Here is a 16,069-nt window from a genome sequence, read left to right on the forward strand (position 1 = left end):
CAAGATCGTCAAAAGCCCGCTCGCCTTCGCCCGGCTGATCAAAACCAATCTGATGCACCGCCGCCCCATCCCCGAGCTCCTCAAACCGCCGCCGCCGCGTGCCCCAGACCAGCCCGGATTTGAGTTCGGGCTGGCCGCAACTCGCGCAGTGCAGCGACGTCGAAGGTTCCGCGCAGCCGCTTTCCCTGCGCGCGCCGCATGAAGCAGAAATCGTGCCGGACGGTCGTGCGCTTGACCCGGCCATCCACGCCTTGGTCCGAAAACGTAAGCGAGACGTGGATCACCGGGACAAGCCCGGTGATGACGAGCGCTGGATTGCCTCGTCACACAGCTCCTCGCAATCGCGAAATTATTTGCCGAACTCGTCGCGCAGCTTCGCCTGGATCTTGGCCATGCCGCCGATCCAGCGGTCGTAGTTCTCGGTCTTCTTGCGCATGTAGCCGAGCACCTGCGGGTGCGGCAAAATCAGGAACGTCTCCTGCTCGATGCCTTTGAGGACATCACTCGCCACCTGCTCTGGCGACAGGTCGCCATCGCCGGATTGCGGGCCCCTCGGGATCGAGCGCAGCATGTCGGTATCGACGCCCTGGGGACACAGGATCGAGACCTTGATGTTGTCGGCCTGGTGCGAGATTGCGAGATTCTCCGCAAAACCGACCGCGGCATGCTTGGTGGTGGAATAAGCGGGGCTGCCGACCTGCGACAACAGGCCCGCCGCGGAAATCGTGTTGACGAAATAGCCACCGCCACGCGCCTTGAAACGCGGAACGAGATGCCGCGCCGCGTAGATATGCGCCATGACGTGAATGGCCCAGCTTCGCGCAAACGGCTCGTCCGAGGTGCCGCCGGCATTCACGGAAAGCGGATCGAAGCCGGTGCCGATGCCGGCATTGGAGCAGAACAATGCGATCGGGCCGAACAGCCGCTCGGTCTCCTCGATGACGTGAAGGACGTTCTTCTCCTGCGCGACGTCGCATTTGAACGCAGCGCCATCGATCGTGGCAGCCACGGTGCGCGCGCGGGCGATGTCGAGATCGGCGACGATGACCTTGGCGGCGCCCACACGGTGAAAGGCCTCGCACAATGCGCGGCCGATGCCATTGGCGCCGCCGGTGACGACGACGATTTTGCCGCTCAGGAGCATCGCAAATCCTGATTTTCGAGGATCGACTTCAGCCCAGAACCACGTCGAGCACGGCTGTGTAGTGGCACGCCGCGCCGAGAAGCACGAAACAATGCCAGATCACATTCTGGAAGCGCAGCCTTTGCCATGCGTGGAAGATTACCCCAAAGCTGTAGAGCAGGCCACCGGCAAGGATAAGCCAGAGCGCCACCTTTGGCAGTGACGACAGACCCGCATTATAGGCGATGATGCCGCTCCAGCCCATGGCGAGATAAAGCCCGACCGCCAGGCGGTCGAAACGGCCTGGGAAAATCAGCTTCATCGCGATGCCCGCTGCGGCCACGCCCCAGACGCCTGCGAGCAGCGACATCGCGAACACGCGGTCCTGCAATTGCGCGAAAATCGGCGTGTAGGTGGCGGCGATCAGCACATAGATCGCCGAATGATCGAAGCGGCGCAGCAGCCATTTCCGGTGCGAGACCGGCCAGAGATTGTAGGCGGCGGAGAAGCCCAGCATCGCGAGCAGGCCCGCGGCATAGACGGAGACGGTGACAACCGCATAGGCCGAGGCGAATACCGCTGCGAGCACGATCAGGACGGTGACGGCGATCAGGGCGGAGAACACGCCGACGCCATGAACGATGCCGTCGGCGATCAGTTCCGCGCGGTCGTAATTCCAGCGGATCGCGCCGGCCGCTGCGTGGACCGAGGTCGAAGCGAACTGTTTCAATCTGAAGACGGTCATTCGGGCAACAAACTCTTCAAAACGAACCCGGATGATACTTGGGCACGATCAACGAACTCTAAAGCCGATTATCGGGAAATCGCGTCCTAAATGTGAAAGCTTGATTTTGGCTGGCCAATCGCCACCTTTGTGATTGATTTACCAAATTACCTTTCTGGAAGACCGGGTTTCCGCACCCCCACATGGCCTTTGATTTTTCCGACATGGTGGAAGAGGCGCGCATTTCGGCGCGCGCGCTGATGGATTTCAGCGAAGGCCTGTTCAATCCGACGCTGCGGCTCGGCATCACCGGACTTTCGCGGGCCGGCAAGACCGTGTTCATCACGGCGCTGATCCACGGCCTCACCCGCGGCGGACGCTTTCCGGTGTTCGAGCCGCTCGCATCGGGGCGGATCGCCCGCGCGCGCCTCGAGCCGCAGCCCGACGATGCCGTGCCGCGCTTCGACTATGAGCGCCACGTCCATGCACTGGTCGACGAACGGGCCTGGCCGAATTCGACCGTCGACATCAGCGAATTGCGCCTTGTGATCGATTATCAGCGCGCGAGCTGCGCCGAGCGCACGCTCACCCTCGACATCGTGGACTATCCAGGTGAATGGCTGCTCGACCTGCCGCTGCTCGACAAGAGCTACGAGCAATGGGCGAATGAGAGCTTGAAACTATCTCGCGTCAGCGCCCGCAGTTCCCTCGCTTCCGCCTGGCACGCATATCTTTCGGGCCTGAAGGCCGCGGCGCCAGCCGACGAGCAGGCGGCGCTGACATCGGCGCGGCTGTTTACCGATTACCTGCGCGCCTGCCGCGACGAACGCTTTGCGATGAGCTTGTTGCCGCCCGGCCGTTTCCTGATGCCGGGCAGCCTGGCGGGCTCGCCGGCGCTGACCTTCGCGCCGCTCGAGGTCCCCGAAGACGGCACCGCGCCGGAAGGATCGCTGTGGGCGATGATGCGACGGCGTTACCAATCCTATAAAGACGTCGTGGTGCGGCCGTTCTTCCGCGACCACTTTGCGCGGCTGGATCGCCAGGTGGTTCTGGTCGATGCGCTCGCTGCGATCAATTCCGGACCGAACGCGCTGTTCGACCTGGAGGCGGCGATGGGGGGCATTCTCGATTGCTTCCGGGTGGGCCGCGGCACGTTCCTGAACGCGCTATTTCGTCCCAGGATCGATCGCATCCTGTTTGCCGCGACCAAAGCCGATCATCTGCACCATTCAAGCCACGATCGGCTGGAGGCAGTGCTGCGCCGCGCGGTTTCGCATGCCGTCGCGCGCGCCGAGGATACGGGCGCAGCGATCGACGTGGTGGCGCTCGCCGCCGTCCGCGCCACGCGCGAAGCGCAGGTGACACGCGAGCGCGAAAGCCTGCCGTCGATTCTGGGAATGCCGATCGCAGGCGAGAAGGCCGACGGCGAAATCTTCGACGGCAACACCGAGGTTGCCACCTTTCCCGGCGAATTGCCCGAAAATCCAGAAGCTTTGTTCGAGGGCGAGCGCGCCTTCCGCGGCCTTGCCAGCGCGCAATCTGACGCGGACTTCCGCTTCCTGCGCTTTCGACCGCCTAGCCTCGTGCGCGAGGGACAGGACGGCGCGGACGCGGTCGCGCTGCCGCACATCCGCCTTGACCGGGCGCTGCAGTTTCTGATCGGAGACCGGCTGCAATGAGCGAGCGCGCCCCCTACCGACGGCCTGCGACCTTCAAGCTCGACGACGCCAACGTGGTCGTGACCGACCCTGACGAAGAGGGCCGCCCCTCGCGCGGCACGATCCACGTCACGCCGGAAATCGAAGCGCCGCAATTGCCGGTCGCGATCGAGCCGGCCCTCCTTACCACTGAGCGGCGCTTCCGCTGGGGCGCACTGTTCTGGGGCGCCGTCGGCGGATTGGTGCTGCTGGCGGCGGGGCTTGGTGTCACGGAACTGATCGAGAGCCTTTTTGCGCGCAGCGACAGCATGGGCGTGCTCGGGCTCGCGCTGACCTCGATCGCGATCGTCTCATTCCTCGTCATCGGCGCGCGGGAGGCCGCCGGGTTGATGCGCCTGGCAACCATCGAACATCTGCATCAGCGCGCCGCCGAAGTGATCGCAAGCGATGACCGCGAGGAAAGCCGCAATGTCTTGCGCGATCTGCTCAAGATTGCGCATCAGAATCCGCATCTCGCCCACGCCCGCGCCCGGCTCTCCCATCACGCGGGCGACATCATCGACGGCGCCGACATGATCCGCCTGGCCGAACGCGAACTGATGAACCCGCTCGATCAACAGGCACGGCTTCTGATTTCAGCCGCCGCCCAGCGCGTCTCGCTCGTTACCGCGATCAGCCCGCGCGCGCTGTTTGACGTCGCCTTCGTGTTTGCGGTCTCGCTTCGCCTGATCCGGCAACTGGCGCTGCTCTATGGCGGACGGCCCGGCACGCTTGGCCTGATCAAGCTGATGCGTCACGTGCTGGCGCATCTTGCGATTACCGGCGGCATGGCGGCGAGCGACAGCATCGTCCAGCAAATGCTCGGCCATGGCCTGGCCGCCAAACTGTCGCAGCGCCTGGGAGAAGGATTCCTCAATGGGCTGTTGACGGCACGGCTGGGCCTCGCTGCGATCGATCTCACCCGGCCGCTGCCGTTTGCCGCGCTGCCGCGACCTGCGCTCACCGACCTCGCCAAGGACCTGCTGCGCAAGCGCGAGGAATCGGACGAGGAGGACTAAAAAGATGACCAAGCCGTTCGTTTGGACCAAGATGGGGACCGAGTCCGGTGAATCATTGGAGAATATCGTCAGACGGAAGAATGCTGAACGAAACGCTGGTAGAGGCGAATTTTGGTGGGGGATCGGCAGTAGTCTCGGAGAGGCAGTGCGCGTTGCGGCACAATCAAATGGCGGCAAACTTCCTGTGCTCTTCTCCAAAATGCTTGGTCGAGCCAAGCCCGCCGATCAATCACCCGACATGATTTGGAAATGGACGGCGTGGGAGGACGAACACGGACGAACACAGAGTTTACCCCCACATGCTCATGTCATTAGTCGGGGCGCACAAGCCAAACAGAAGCATTATGCCCTGGTCTGCTATTCAGAATCACCCATCTCTCTGAGTGAGGGGAGGCCTTTTGATCCGACTCTCTGTAGAACGCCGTCTGGAAAGGTGCCCGGCCCCTCGCAGGTCACAGCCCTGTTGCATGGATCTCCGGAAATGCACAAGTCGGGGCTTTACGAGATTGCTTTCCAGGCTACGCTCGTTCGGCCATGGGCAGTTAAATTGCTCCGTCCAATACACGTGCGTTGATGGTCGTACCATCACAACGAGTCCCTACGCCAGCCACCGCCAGCCAAACAGCGGCGAGTCCGGTGGCGGCGACAGCTCCGGCGTCCAGCCCGAAAACTTCTCGATCGCGTAAGTGTCCATCAGGACCCCGCGCCAGACGCGATCGACGTGTTCGAGCGGCTCGCGTTTGGCCGGAATCGACTTCCACAAGGCGATCGCCGGATTGTTTTCAGGCTCACGCGCGACGTAGAGGCCGACATGGCCCGCGATCCGGCTCATGTCCGGCGCGCGAAAGCCCTGGTATCGCCCGCGCTCGTTGATTTGCACCACCGGCACGCGGTTATGCAACAAGAAGCGCAGCATCGCGCAGGTGCGATAATCGGTTGTTGCGATCCAGGTCGCGCCGGTCTTTTGCAATTCGGCTTCCGTGCGTTCGATCAGCGGCCGGTAACCCGCCTCGCCGCCGACCGGATCGGTGCGACCGATGAGATTGAACGGAGCGATGAGGTAATAGAAGATGACCACGACGACGAAGGCAACGCCGCAGACGATCGCCACCCTCGCCCAGCGCCATGACGTCGCGACAAAGGCCGCGGACCATCCGTCCCTCGGCATGCTCGCCAGGTTGATCGCGCACGCCGCAAATCCGAATGGCCAGATGAACGTGGGCCAGGTATCGCCGACCCGCAGGCTCAGCGATTTCCAGAGGAAATAAACAAAGGGTACGAGAACGGCAGTCGACAGCAGGATGGCAACCGGATCCCGCTTGCGATAGCCGCGCCACGCCGTCAGCACGACGCCGGTCAGGACGACCGGAAGCAGGACAAAACCGACGAGGCCAAACTGCATGCCGATGAATTCGCCGAGCGTGCGCAGCATCCACGGATGCTGCTCGGTGGCGCGCACTGCCTGAAAGCGGAACGACGCCCAGTCGTGCTGCATGTTCCAGACCACGACCGGCGTGAACAGCGCCATCGCGATAACAGCCGCAGCCCAGGGATAAGGACTGCGCAGCCAGCGGCCGCGCCAGGCCGGCACCAACAGGAAGGCGGCTATCGCCGGCAATAACAAAGCCACGGTGAATTTCGACAACGCCGCAAGCCCTGCGAAAGCGCCCGCCGCAAGCCACCAGCGCGCGTTGCCGCTCTCGGCAAGCCGGACCAGCGCCCACGCCATCGCCGTAACGAACAGCACCAATGGAACGTCGGGCCCGACCTTGGTCATCAGCATCCCGAAATAAAGCGACGCCTCCATCATCGCGACCGCTGTTATCGTCGCGCGGACGTCGCGCGTGACGCGCCAGACGATGTCGGCGAGCAACGCCTCGGTCACGAGCATCGCGAGCAGCCCTGCGAAGCGGGCGCCGAAACTGGTGTCGCCGAAGATTGCGGTGCCAAAGCGGACGAACCAGGCAACCATGGGCGGGTGATCGAGGAACGACAGCACGTTTTCCTTCGACCAGGTCCAGTAATACGCTTCGTCGGTCCGCAGATCGGTCAGGCCCGCATAGGCGCCGCGCAACACCGTCATCGCCACGGCAAGCGCGATGACGCCAAGCAAAGGCCGAAATTTTTCCGCACCACCGCGGAAGCTGTCTTGAAGCGCCATCGTCACGGCGCTTTCTCCCCGACTCCGGCTGGGGTGTCAACTTCCCGTCATGGCTCGCATCGGCCTCAATTCGGCCGGTGCGGCGAATTTGAAGCCCCTATCAGTTTTGCTGCAAATTCGTCATAGGGACTTCAAATTCAAAGCCGCACCGGGATAAATAAGTTGCTAGAGCTCCTTTGCTTCCGAAGTTCGCATCAGATGTTGCCGCGATATCATGCGAACTTCGGAATCGGAGCTCTACGCCGCCCTCGTGCCGGCCGGAATTAAACGCTATTTTCCGGTGTCTTATGAGTCGATGAACGGCATGATCGCGCGCAACCAGGTCAGAATCGCCAAGCTTACCCGCGGCGTCAGCGTCCGCCAGGTCCGCATGGTCTGCGGGCTCATTCTTTATAGCTATCTGATCAGCCATTTTCTCAACCACGCACTCGGCAACATTTCGCTGGAGGCGCTAGCCTGGGGCCTGCACTATCATGTCCTGTTCTGGCAGTTCCTGCCGGTGGCGATCGTCTTTTACAGCGCGCTCCTCATCCATGGCGGCCTCGGAATCTGGGCGCTCTACGAACGGCGGCAGTTTCGATGGAAAGCGATCGAGCCGTTGCAGCTCGTGCTCGGCTTGAGCATCCCGCTGCTTGCGGCCGCGCACGTCATCGGCGTCAGGCTCGGCCATACGCTGTTTGCGCTCGACCGACATTACCCGCAGGTGCTTCACGGATACTGGTCGACGATGTCGGCCCGGCTCTGGCTGTTGCTCATCGTGCTGGTCGTCGCCTGGATCCACGGCAGCATCGGCCTTTACTTCTGGCTGCGGCTGAAAACGTTCTTCCGCCGCGCCGCCCCCTTCCTGCTGGCGGGGGCTGTACTTGTGCCGACGCTGGCCCTGCTCGGCCTCTACCAAGGCGGCCGGATCGTCATGAAGGACAGCGCCGATCCGGCGTGGCGGGCGGTCAACCTCTCGCGGGACAAGGTCGGTACGCCGGCCGAGGCGCAAACGCTCGAAACCATCATCGACTATTCCATGATCGGCTATCTCGGCCTGCTTGGACTGGTGCTGGCGGCGCGCGGGGCACGCGCCCTTCGCGAGCGGCGCGGCGGCATGATCACGCTCTCCTACGGCAATGGCCGCACCGTCCGCGTACCGAAAGGCCTTTCAGTGCTCGAGGCCAGCCTGCGCCACCAGGTTCCGCACGCGAGCGTATGCGGCGGCCGCGCCCGCTGCTCCACCTGCCGCATCCGCGTGATCGGCGACTGCGCGGCCTTACCGGAGCCCTCCAACCGCGAAGCGTTCGTGCTCAACCGGGTCGGAAGCGCTTCGGATCCGGCGATCCGGCTCGCCTGCCAGCTTCGTCCCGAGACGGACCTTTCCTTTTTCCAGATCTTCACGCCGCAGACGATCGCGGCGCGCCGCGGCGCTCCATCCCACATCGGCGAGGAACGCTATCTCGTCAGCATGTTCGTGGACATGCGTGGCTCGACACAGCTCGCCGAAAACCGCCTGCCGTTCGATACGGTGTTTATCGTCAACCGCTTCCTCGGCGCGGTGTCGCAGGCCGTGATCGAATGCGGCGGGCAGCCGAACCAGTTTCTCGGCGACGGGCAACTAGCGCTGTTCGGACTTTCGACCGACCGCCGGACCGCCTGTCGCCAGGCACTGAAGGCGGCAGCGCGCATTTCCCGTCACATCGAGGAGTTGAATCGCTTCCTTAAAAGCGATCTGGATCAGCCGATCCGCTTCGGCATCGGTATTCATGGCGGCGAGGTGATCGTCGGCGACATCGGTTACCGGGATCATCTCGTGTTCACCGCGCTCGGCGATGCGGTCAACGTCGCGGCAAGGTTGCAGGATATGACCAAGAGTCTCGGTTGCGAGATGATCTGCTCGGACGAATTGCGCGTCACCGCAGGTCTTTCAGCTGAGGCGCTGCCGCGGCAGGACGTTGAAATCCGTGGCCGCACCGGACCGATGAGCGTGTGCGTGGCCGAGCGCGCTGATACGCTCTCGTCGCTTGTCGATGACGAAAAGGCTGCGGCGGCCTGACGGAGTTGCCGTTCGATTGAAACCGCCGCTGAGAAAAGTGCGTGATTGCGAGCCAACGGGTCGGGCGAACGCCCGCCCGATGACAGGCTCCACGAAACAATCCAGCCTTCAAGATATCTGGATTGTTTCGTCGCTAGCGCTCCTCGCAATGACGCGTTGGAGCTGAAGCTTCTTGGTTACATGGCCTTAACCAGCCACCTAACCTGAACAGACATTCAGAAAAAATTCCTCGAATCGGATCGAACCCTCCCGAACCGGTGTCTCCGACGGCGCGACTGACGGGTGTAACTGCAACGCGCGACTGCCGCGCCATTCGAGGAGAACGACCATGCTACGCAAACTGACGATTGCACTCGTTGCCAGCGTTTCGCTCAGCGCCGCCGCCCTTGCGCCGTCGGCCGCATCCGCCAAGCCCTGGGGCGGCGGGGGTTGGGGAGGGTATCATCATCATTTCGGCCATTTCGGCATCGGCGTCGGCTACCTCGACGACGGTTGCTACGTCACCCGGCCCGTGCTCACGCCCTATGGCTATCGGCTTCGCACCGTGAACCTCTGCGAATATTGATTGGCCCGAATATTGATCGGCCCATGGCTTTCCCGACGCTCCGGTCGCCGATTGTGGCCGGAGCGCTCCATTGTCGGCAGCCGTCACACGTGGAATTGACTTGGGCGCTGGCGGTGTCAGAATCGCGCCATGAAACGGCGAATTCTTTTCATCATTCTGCTCGCGATCGTTCTCGCCTTGATCATGAAATATGGCGCGAACGCCGCGCCCCTCTAGCGCTTCTCTTTCGGCGATGCGCCTGTTAACGATGGCACCGGCGACGGCGATTTGATTCGGGACGTATTCCAGATATTCCCACCCTCACAACTTCGTGTCCGTTCGCTAGTGGTCCGATTCTAACATCCGCATCCCTTCTCAGCAGCCACTTTTGCGAATGTTAGAATTTTGACATTCGCATTCCGAGCTTGCGGCCAGGTGGATAGCGAATGTCAAATCCACTCCACTAGGCTTAACGATGAACGCAGCGGAATCATCACCTTCGACTCACATAAAAGCGAGCCCGGTTGAAAGCCCACGCGGAGCGCACTAGCTGCATCCGCAACATCACCCGGCAGAACGCCTTACCCGCACGAATTAACGATATGAATGCCAATGCCGTTCTCGTGCGCAACGCGCGCGACACTAGGCTCTACCTGTTTCTCGGTCTGGCGAACTGGTTCATCTTTCTGGACCACATTCCGAACAACGTGGTGAGCTGGATCACGCTCCGCAGCCTCGGCTTCAGCGGCGCATCCGACGTGTTCGTCTTCATCATGGGCTATGCCGCGGCGCTCACCTATGCGCCCATCATGCTGGAGCGCGGCACCATCGTCGGCGCGACGCGGGTGCTGAAGCGCGCCTGGCAGCTCTATGCCGCCTTCATCGTACTATTTGCGATCTATGCCGTGTCGATCGGCGATGTCGCCACCCGTTATGCCGCACCGGACATCATCTATGAATTCAACATGGCCGGCCTGCTCGACGATCCGGTCCGCACCGTCGCCCACGGCCTGCTGTTGCAATCCAAGGCGCTCAACCTCGATCTGCTTCAGCTCGCCGTCGTCCTGATGGCGTGTTTTCCGATCGTGCTGTGGCTGATGTTGCGCCTTCCCAACGTCACGCTGGCCGCCTCGGTCGGGCTCTATCTCGCGGCTCGCCAGTACCAATGGACGTTGTCGGCCTTTCCGGATGGTAGCTGGTATCTCGACCCATTCTGCTGGCAGTTGCTGTTTGTGCTCGGCGCGTGGTGCGCACTGGGCGGCGCAAGCCGGATTCTCGCCCGGCTCCGTTCGCCTGCATGGGCATACGCCGGGCTGGCTTACCTCGTCTTTGCGTTTGCCGTGACGATGGCCGCGCGGTTCCCGGCGCTCGGCGATATGCTTCCGACCTGGCTGCACCATGTCTTGATGGCAAACGATCGGGCCAATCTCGGCCCCTACCGTCTCCTGCATTTCGGGATCATGGCGCTGTTCGCCACGCGGTTGATCCCGAAAAACTGGCCCGGCCTGAACTCGCCCGCCCTGACGCCGCTGATCGTCTGCGGCGAACAGGCGCTGCCGGTGTTCTGCGCCGGCGTGTTCCTCTCCTTCACCGGTCATTTTATCCTGGTGACTGGTTCCGGCTCTGTGGTGCAGCAGATCATGGTCAGCCTCTCCGGCATCGTGATCATGACGCTAGTCGCAAGTTATGTATCGTGGTCGAAGCGGCAGGATGGGCAATCGCTCGCGCCGCTGAATGGGCGCGCGTCACTGGGGATCCGCTAGGCGGGCGACGGACGCTCGCGGAAGCCGATTCCTTCCGATGCGGCTTGATTGTATGCTTCGGGTAGATTCTGTTCTGCATCGGAGCCTTCGGATGAAATCCGGACCCGCTTCTGTTCCGGCGTTTGAGGCCGACTACGCGCCGGACGATATCGCCATCGCAAGACGGCTGCTTGGCGCTCGGCGCCTTGACGCAAACCGAGACGCGCGGATCGAGCGGACGGCGATGCGCCTGATCGGCGCCATCCGCGCCCGCGACGATCGGCTCGGCGGCGTCGAAGACATGCTGCGCGAATTCGCGCTCTCCACCAAGGAAGGCCTCGCGCTGATGGTGCTGGCGGAGGCGCTGTTGCGGGTGCCCGACGCGGTCACGGCCGACCGCTTCATCGAGAACAAACTCGGCGAAGGCGATTTCGTTCATCACGAGACCAAATCGAGCGCGTTCCTCGTCAATGCGTCGGCCTGGGCACTCGGAATGTCCGCGCGGGTAATCCAGCCGGGCGAGACCCCTGACGGAACTATCGGCCGGCTGGTGAAGCGCCTTGGCGCGCCCGCGGTGCGCGCCGCGACGCGGCAGGCGATGCGGCTGATGGGGAGCCATTTCGTGCTTGGCGAAACCATCGAGGCCGCTTTGGCGCGGGCGCACTCGGATGATGCCCTGCGTTATTCCTTCGACATGCTGGGCGAAGGCGCGCGTACCGCGGCCGACGCGGAACGCTATTTCGCGGCCTATGCGAGCGCGATCGATGCGATCGGCGCTACTGCCGGCAGCCGCCCCCTGCCCGACCGGCCTGGCATCTCGATCAAGCTCTCGGCGCTCCATCCGCGTTTCGAGGCGGTAAGCCGCCAGCGGGTGATGAACGAACTGCTGCCGCGGCTGATCGACCTGGCGCGGCGCGCCAAGGCCTTCAACCTCAACCTCACCGTCGACGCCGAGGAAGCCGACCGGCTCGAGCTGTCGCTGGAAGTGATTGCCGCGGCGTTTTCCGATCCCTCGCTCGCAGCTTGGAACGGATTTGGCCTCGCCGTCCAGGCCTACCAGAAGCGCGCCAGTGCGGTCATCGCCTACGCGAACGAACTCGCAACGGCGCTGAACCGCCGCATGATGGTGCGGCTTGTGAAGGGCGCCTACTGGGACACCGAGATCAAGCGCGCGCAGGAGCGCGGATTATCGGACTATCCCGTGTTCACGCGCAAGGCGATGACGGACCTCAACTACGCTGCCTGCGCGGAGCAACTGCTGGACTCAAGGCCGCGGCTGTTCCCGCAATTTGCCACCCACAATGCGCTGACGGTCGCGACCGTGCTCGAACTCGCAGGCGACGAAGGCGGCTTCGAATTGCAGCGCCTTCACGGCATGGGCGAAGCGCTCTATGCGCAACTGCTCTCCGATCATCCCTCCCTCGCCTGCCGCACCTATGCGCCGGTCGGCAGCCACCGCGACCTTCTCGCCTATCTGGTGCGGCGTCTGTTGGAGAATGGGGCCAACTCCTCCTTTGTGGCGCTCGCCGCCGACAATGCCGTCCCGGCCGCAAAGCTGCTGCGGCGTCCGGCCGACATCATCGGCACGGCGGAAAATGCCCGTCATCCGAACATTCCGCTTCCGCTCGATCTCTACCGGCCCGAGCGGCAAAACTCGCGCGGCCTCGAGTTCGGAAACCGCGTGGCGCTGCAATCCGTGCTCGCCGCGGTCAAGGCCGAAACCACCCCCGTCGCCGCGGCTTGCCTGATCGACGGTAAAGCCGCCAGCGGCAAGGCGCGGCAACTGTTCGCGCCCGCCGATGCCGCCATGCCCGTTGGAAGCGTGATCGACCCGGCCATGGAAAACGCGAATGCGGCGATGGCGGCCGCCCGCGCCGGATTTTGGCGCTGGAGCCGCACGCCGGCGGCAAGGCGCGCCGGTTGCCTCGACCGCGCGGCCGATCTTCTCGAGCAGCGTGGGGCGCATTTCATCGCGCTGCTGCAGCGCGAAGGCGGCAAGACGCTCGACGATGCCATTTCGGAAGTTCGCGAAGCTGCCGATTTCTGCCGCTACTATGCCGCGCAGGGCCGCGAACTCTTTGGCACAGGCCAGGCCATGCCGGGACCGACCGGCGAGAGCAACGTTCTGGCGTTGCGCGGCCGCGGCGTATTCGCCGCGATCTCGCCGTGGAATTTTCCGCTCGCGATTTTCTCTGGCCAAATCACCGCGGCGCTGATGGCCGGAAACACCGTGGTCGCCAAACCCGCCGAACAGACGCCGCTGATCGCCTTTGAGGCCGTGCGTCTGTTGCACGAGGCCGGCGTGCCCGCCTCCGCGCTGCATCTCCTGCCGGGCGATGGCCGCATCGGCGAAACACTGGTCGCCCACCCCGATGTGGCCGGCGTCGTCTTCACCGGCTCGACCGCCGTCGCGCGCGCAATCAACCGCGCACTCGCCGCCAAGGATGGTCCGATCGTGCCGCTGATTGCCGAGACCGGCGGCATCAACGCCATGATCGTGGATGCGACCGCATTACCAGAACAGGTCGCCGACGACGTGATCACGTCTGCCTTCCGCTCGGCCGGACAGCGCTGCTCGGCGCTGCGGATCCTGTTCGTGCAGGAAGAAGTCGCCGACCGCATGATCGAAATGATTGCAGGCTCAGCGCGCGAGCTGAAGATCGGCGATCCCTCCGATCCCGCCACGCATATTGGCCCCGTGATCGACGCCGAGGCCAAACAACGGCTTGAGGCCCACATCGCGCGGATGAAGCGGGAAGCGCGCGTGAATTTTGCGGGAAGCGCGCCGAGCGGCCAATATGTCGCGCCGCATATCTTCGAACTCAAGAATGTCGGACAACTAACCGAAGAAGTGTTCGGCCCGATTCTGCATGTGGTTCGCTATGCCGCCGGTCGCCGCAACGAGGTGCTGTCATCGATCGAACACGCCGGCTACGGACTGACGCTCGGCATCCATTCGCGGATTGACGACATGATCGATGCCGTCGTCGACCGCCTCCCGACGGGCAATGTCTATGTCAACCGCAACATGATCGGCGCGGTGGTCGGCGTGCAGCCGTTCGGCGGCTTCGGCCTGTCCGGCACCGGACCCAAGGCCGGTGGGCCGCATTATCTGATGCGCTTTGCCACCGAGCAGACGGTGACCATCAACACGGCTGCGGCCGGCGGCAACGCCGCGCTGCTGTCGGGCGAGGAGTAAGCGCGCTTCCGAACTCGCGGCTGGGCGGTTGGCGAATGTCAGATCAACTCCACTAGAACGGCGCAAACGGCCGTTGCATCAGCCATCTTTATCGATCAAAACAATTGACCAGACATGGAATGGCGTTCCATGGCGCGGAATGAAATAACAACGGGAACGGCCTCATCATGGCAGGTGGCATCTTCGAAGGCTTGAAGGTTCTGGATTGCGCGAGCTTCATCGCGGCGCCCGCGGCGGCAACCGTGCTGTCGGATTTCGGCGCCGAGGTGATCAAGATCGAGCCGCCGGGAACCGGCGATCCCTATCGGGTCCTGCCGAAACTGCCGGGATATCCGATCAGCCAGCACAATTTCGCGTGGCTGCTCGAGGGACGGAACAAACGAAGTCTGGCGCTCGATCTGTCCAAGGTGGAAGGGCGCGAAGTGCTGTATCGGTTGGCCGCTGAAGCAGATGTGTTCATCACCAATTTTCCGCCCGGCGTGCGCAAACGTCTCGGCATCACCTATGAAAAGATCAGGCCGAAGAGCCCGCGGCTGATCTATGCGTCGTTCACCGGCTATGGTGAAAAGGGTGCCGAGGCCGACAAGCCCGGCTTCGACAGCAATGCCTATTGGGCGCGCTCCGGCCTCATGGACCTCGTGCGCGCGGACGAGAATACGACACCGGCGCGATCGATCCCTGGCATGGGCGACCATCCTTGCGCCATGGCGTTTTACGGAGCGATCGTCACCGCGCTCTACAAGCGCGAGAAAACGGGCGAAGGTTCGCATGTTTCCTCGAATTTGATGGCAAACGGATTGTGGGCGGCCGGCGTTCTGGCGCAGGCCAAGCTCTGCGGCGCGCAGTTCCAGGAACGCCGCACGCGCGAACGCGCGCTGAATGCCGTGACCAACCACTACCGTTGCAAGGACGGCCGCTGGCTGATCCTGTCGCTGCTCAACGAGGAGCGGCAATGGCCGGCGCTGGCGCGCTGTCTCGGACGCGAAGACCTGATCAATGATGTCAGGTTCTCCACCAAACCCGATCGTCACGCGCGCTCACTGGAACTGATCGCGATCTTCGACCAGGTATTCGCCACACGGAATCTCGCCGAATGGCGCGCCGCGCTCGACGGCAACGGCCTCGTCTTTGGCGTGGTCGGTATCCTCGACGATATTCCAGGCGATCAGCAGATGATCGAGAACGACGTGCTGGTGCCGTTCGAAAACGATCAACTGCTCACGATCAACAGCCCGATCTGGGTCGACGGCAGCGACAAGGTCAAACCGAAACGCCCGCCGGAAATCGGCGAGCACAGCGAGGAAATCCTGCGCGAGGCCGGCTACGACGAGGCCTCGATCCGGAATCTGAAAGCCTCCGGCGCGGTGGGGTGAAGCCAGGCGTCGTCGCCTGGAAATGTTAGAATCGGACCACTGGCTATTTGTTGTTGACCATCACCCAGCCGAACGCCGCAAGTCCGATGATCACGGCAACCGCGATCGCCCAGGTGCTGACGCGGATGGAACTGGTGGTCTGTCGCGCGCTTTCATTGGCGGCGATCTCGCGGTTGCGCTCTTTGCTTTCGCCGGTCGGATCGGTCACGTCGCATCTCCTGCGGTGGCTCGGACCTAACGTATCTTAAGCTTCGGCCCGCGTCACCGCCTGAAGCGGCAGCGCGTCCTTGCCGCTTCCGCCCAACCCAGCTAGTGCGGTGAATTTGAAGTTCCTATCAGTTTCGCGGTAACCTCGTCATAGGAACTTCAAATTCTAAACCGCACTAGAATCATATAATTGGCTAGTGCTCCTTTGATTCCGAAGTTCGTAAACGTGGAGCCGCAATATG

12 protein-coding genes are annotated in these 16,069 nt (G+C 63.0%); 8 read left to right on the top strand and 4 right to left on the bottom strand.

The window, feature by feature from the left end:
• Positions 1–202, top strand: a 202-nt coding sequence (locus M6D32_RS08320; RefSeq protein ID WP_298255205.1) for a hypothetical protein, incomplete at its 5' end; no start/stop codon positions are given.
• A 147-nt stretch (positions 203–349) separates the two neighbouring features.
• Here the strand turns inward: M6D32_RS08320 and M6D32_RS08325 are convergent.
• On the bottom strand, positions 350–1,144 hold the full coding sequence (locus M6D32_RS08325; protein ID WP_298255207.1) for an SDR family oxidoreductase: 795 nt from the start codon (positions 1,142–1,144) through the stop codon (positions 350–352).
• Between the two features lie 28 nt (positions 1,145–1,172).
• Complete coding sequence (locus M6D32_RS08330) at positions 1,173–1,868, bottom strand: hemolysin III family protein (protein WP_298255209.1); 696 nt, start codon at positions 1,866–1,868, stop codon at positions 1,173–1,175.
• A gap of 182 nt (positions 1,869–2,050) precedes the next feature.
• Here M6D32_RS08330 and M6D32_RS08335 point away from each other — a divergent pair, with 182 nt between their 5' ends.
• Positions 2,051–3,526, top strand: coding sequence for a YcjX family protein (locus tag M6D32_RS08335; RefSeq protein ID WP_298255211.1), 1,476 nt, complete (start codon positions 2,051–2,053; stop codon positions 3,524–3,526).
• Positions 3,523–4,563, top strand: coding sequence for a TIGR01620 family protein (locus M6D32_RS08340; RefSeq protein WP_298255213.1), 1,041 nt, complete (start codon positions 3,523–3,525; stop codon positions 4,561–4,563). Before M6D32_RS08335 ends, M6D32_RS08340 begins: the two co-directional genes overlap by 4 nt.
• A gap of 598 nt (positions 4,564–5,161) precedes the next feature.
• On the opposite strand, the gene M6D32_RS08345 is transcribed toward M6D32_RS08340, so the two are convergent.
• Positions 5,162–6,724, bottom strand: a complete 1,563-nt coding sequence (locus M6D32_RS08345) for a glycosyltransferase family 39 protein (RefSeq protein WP_298255225.1) — start codon at positions 6,722–6,724, stop codon at positions 5,162–5,164.
• Between the two features lie 304 nt (positions 6,725–7,028).
• On the opposite strand from M6D32_RS08345, the gene M6D32_RS08350 reads away from it, so the two are divergent.
• The 5 genes from M6D32_RS08350 to M6D32_RS08370 all read left to right on the top strand — a co-directional run bounded on the left by M6D32_RS08350 (position 7,029) and on the right by M6D32_RS08370 (position 15,620).
• Positions 7,029–8,762, top strand: a complete 1,734-nt coding sequence (locus M6D32_RS08350) for an adenylate/guanylate cyclase domain-containing protein (protein ID WP_298255227.1) — start codon at positions 7,029–7,031, stop codon at positions 8,760–8,762.
• 328 nt (positions 8,763–9,090) lie between these two features.
• A complete protein-coding gene (locus M6D32_RS08355) occupies positions 9,091–9,327 on the top strand; it encodes a hypothetical protein (RefSeq protein ID WP_298255215.1) in 237 nt (78 codons plus the stop codon).
• 581 nt (positions 9,328–9,908) lie between these two features.
• The gene (locus M6D32_RS08360; RefSeq protein ID WP_298255217.1) at positions 9,909–11,069 is read left to right on the top strand and encodes an OpgC domain-containing protein; all 1,161 of its coding nucleotides are present in this window, start codon (positions 9,909–9,911) and stop codon (positions 11,067–11,069) included.
• 91 nt (positions 11,070–11,160) lie between these two features.
• The gene (gene putA, locus M6D32_RS08365; RefSeq protein ID WP_298255219.1) at positions 11,161–14,247 is read left to right on the top strand and encodes a bifunctional proline dehydrogenase/L-glutamate gamma-semialdehyde dehydrogenase PutA; all 3,087 of its coding nucleotides are present in this window, start codon (positions 11,161–11,163) and stop codon (positions 14,245–14,247) included.
• A gap of 167 nt (positions 14,248–14,414) precedes the next feature.
• Positions 14,415–15,620, top strand: coding sequence for a CoA transferase (locus M6D32_RS08370; RefSeq protein ID WP_298255221.1), 1,206 nt, complete (start codon positions 14,415–14,417; stop codon positions 15,618–15,620).
• Between the two features lie 43 nt (positions 15,621–15,663).
• On the opposite strand, the gene M6D32_RS08375 is transcribed toward M6D32_RS08370, so the two are convergent.
• Complete coding sequence (locus M6D32_RS08375) at positions 15,664–15,828, bottom strand: hypothetical protein (protein WP_298255223.1); 165 nt, start codon at positions 15,826–15,828, stop codon at positions 15,664–15,666.
• Positions 15,829–16,069: the final 241 nt, after the last annotated feature.

The organism is Bradyrhizobium sp. (assembly GCF_027307225.1).
Taxonomy (GTDB): domain Bacteria; phylum Pseudomonadota; class Alphaproteobacteria; order Rhizobiales; family Xanthobacteraceae; genus Bradyrhizobium.

Coding starts and splice junctions, on each gene's coding strand:
- M6D32_RS08325 (WP_298255207.1), bottom strand. CDS start 1,144: ATGCTCCTGAGCGGCAAAATCGTCGTCGTCACCGGCGGCGCCAATGGC.
- M6D32_RS08330 (WP_298255209.1), bottom strand. CDS start 1,868: ATGACCGTCTTCAGATTGAAACAGTTCGCTTCGACCTCGGTCCACGCA.
- M6D32_RS08335 (WP_298255211.1), top strand. CDS start 2,051: ATGGCCTTTGATTTTTCCGACATGGTGGAAGAGGCGCGCATTTCGGCG.
- M6D32_RS08340 (WP_298255213.1), top strand. CDS start 3,523: ATGAGCGAGCGCGCCCCCTACCGACGGCCTGCGACCTTCAAGCTCGAC.
- M6D32_RS08345 (WP_298255225.1), bottom strand. CDS start 6,724: ATGGCGCTTCAAGACAGCTTCCGCGGTGGTGCGGAAAAATTTCGGCCT.
- M6D32_RS08350 (WP_298255227.1), top strand. CDS start 7,029: ATGATCGCGCGCAACCAGGTCAGAATCGCCAAGCTTACCCGCGGCGTC.
- M6D32_RS08355 (WP_298255215.1), top strand. CDS start 9,091: ATGCTACGCAAACTGACGATTGCACTCGTTGCCAGCGTTTCGCTCAGC.
- M6D32_RS08360 (WP_298255217.1), top strand. CDS start 9,909: ATGAATGCCAATGCCGTTCTCGTGCGCAACGCGCGCGACACTAGGCTC.
- putA (WP_298255219.1), top strand. CDS start 11,161: ATGAAATCCGGACCCGCTTCTGTTCCGGCGTTTGAGGCCGACTACGCG.
- M6D32_RS08370 (WP_298255221.1), top strand. CDS start 14,415: ATGGCAGGTGGCATCTTCGAAGGCTTGAAGGTTCTGGATTGCGCGAGC.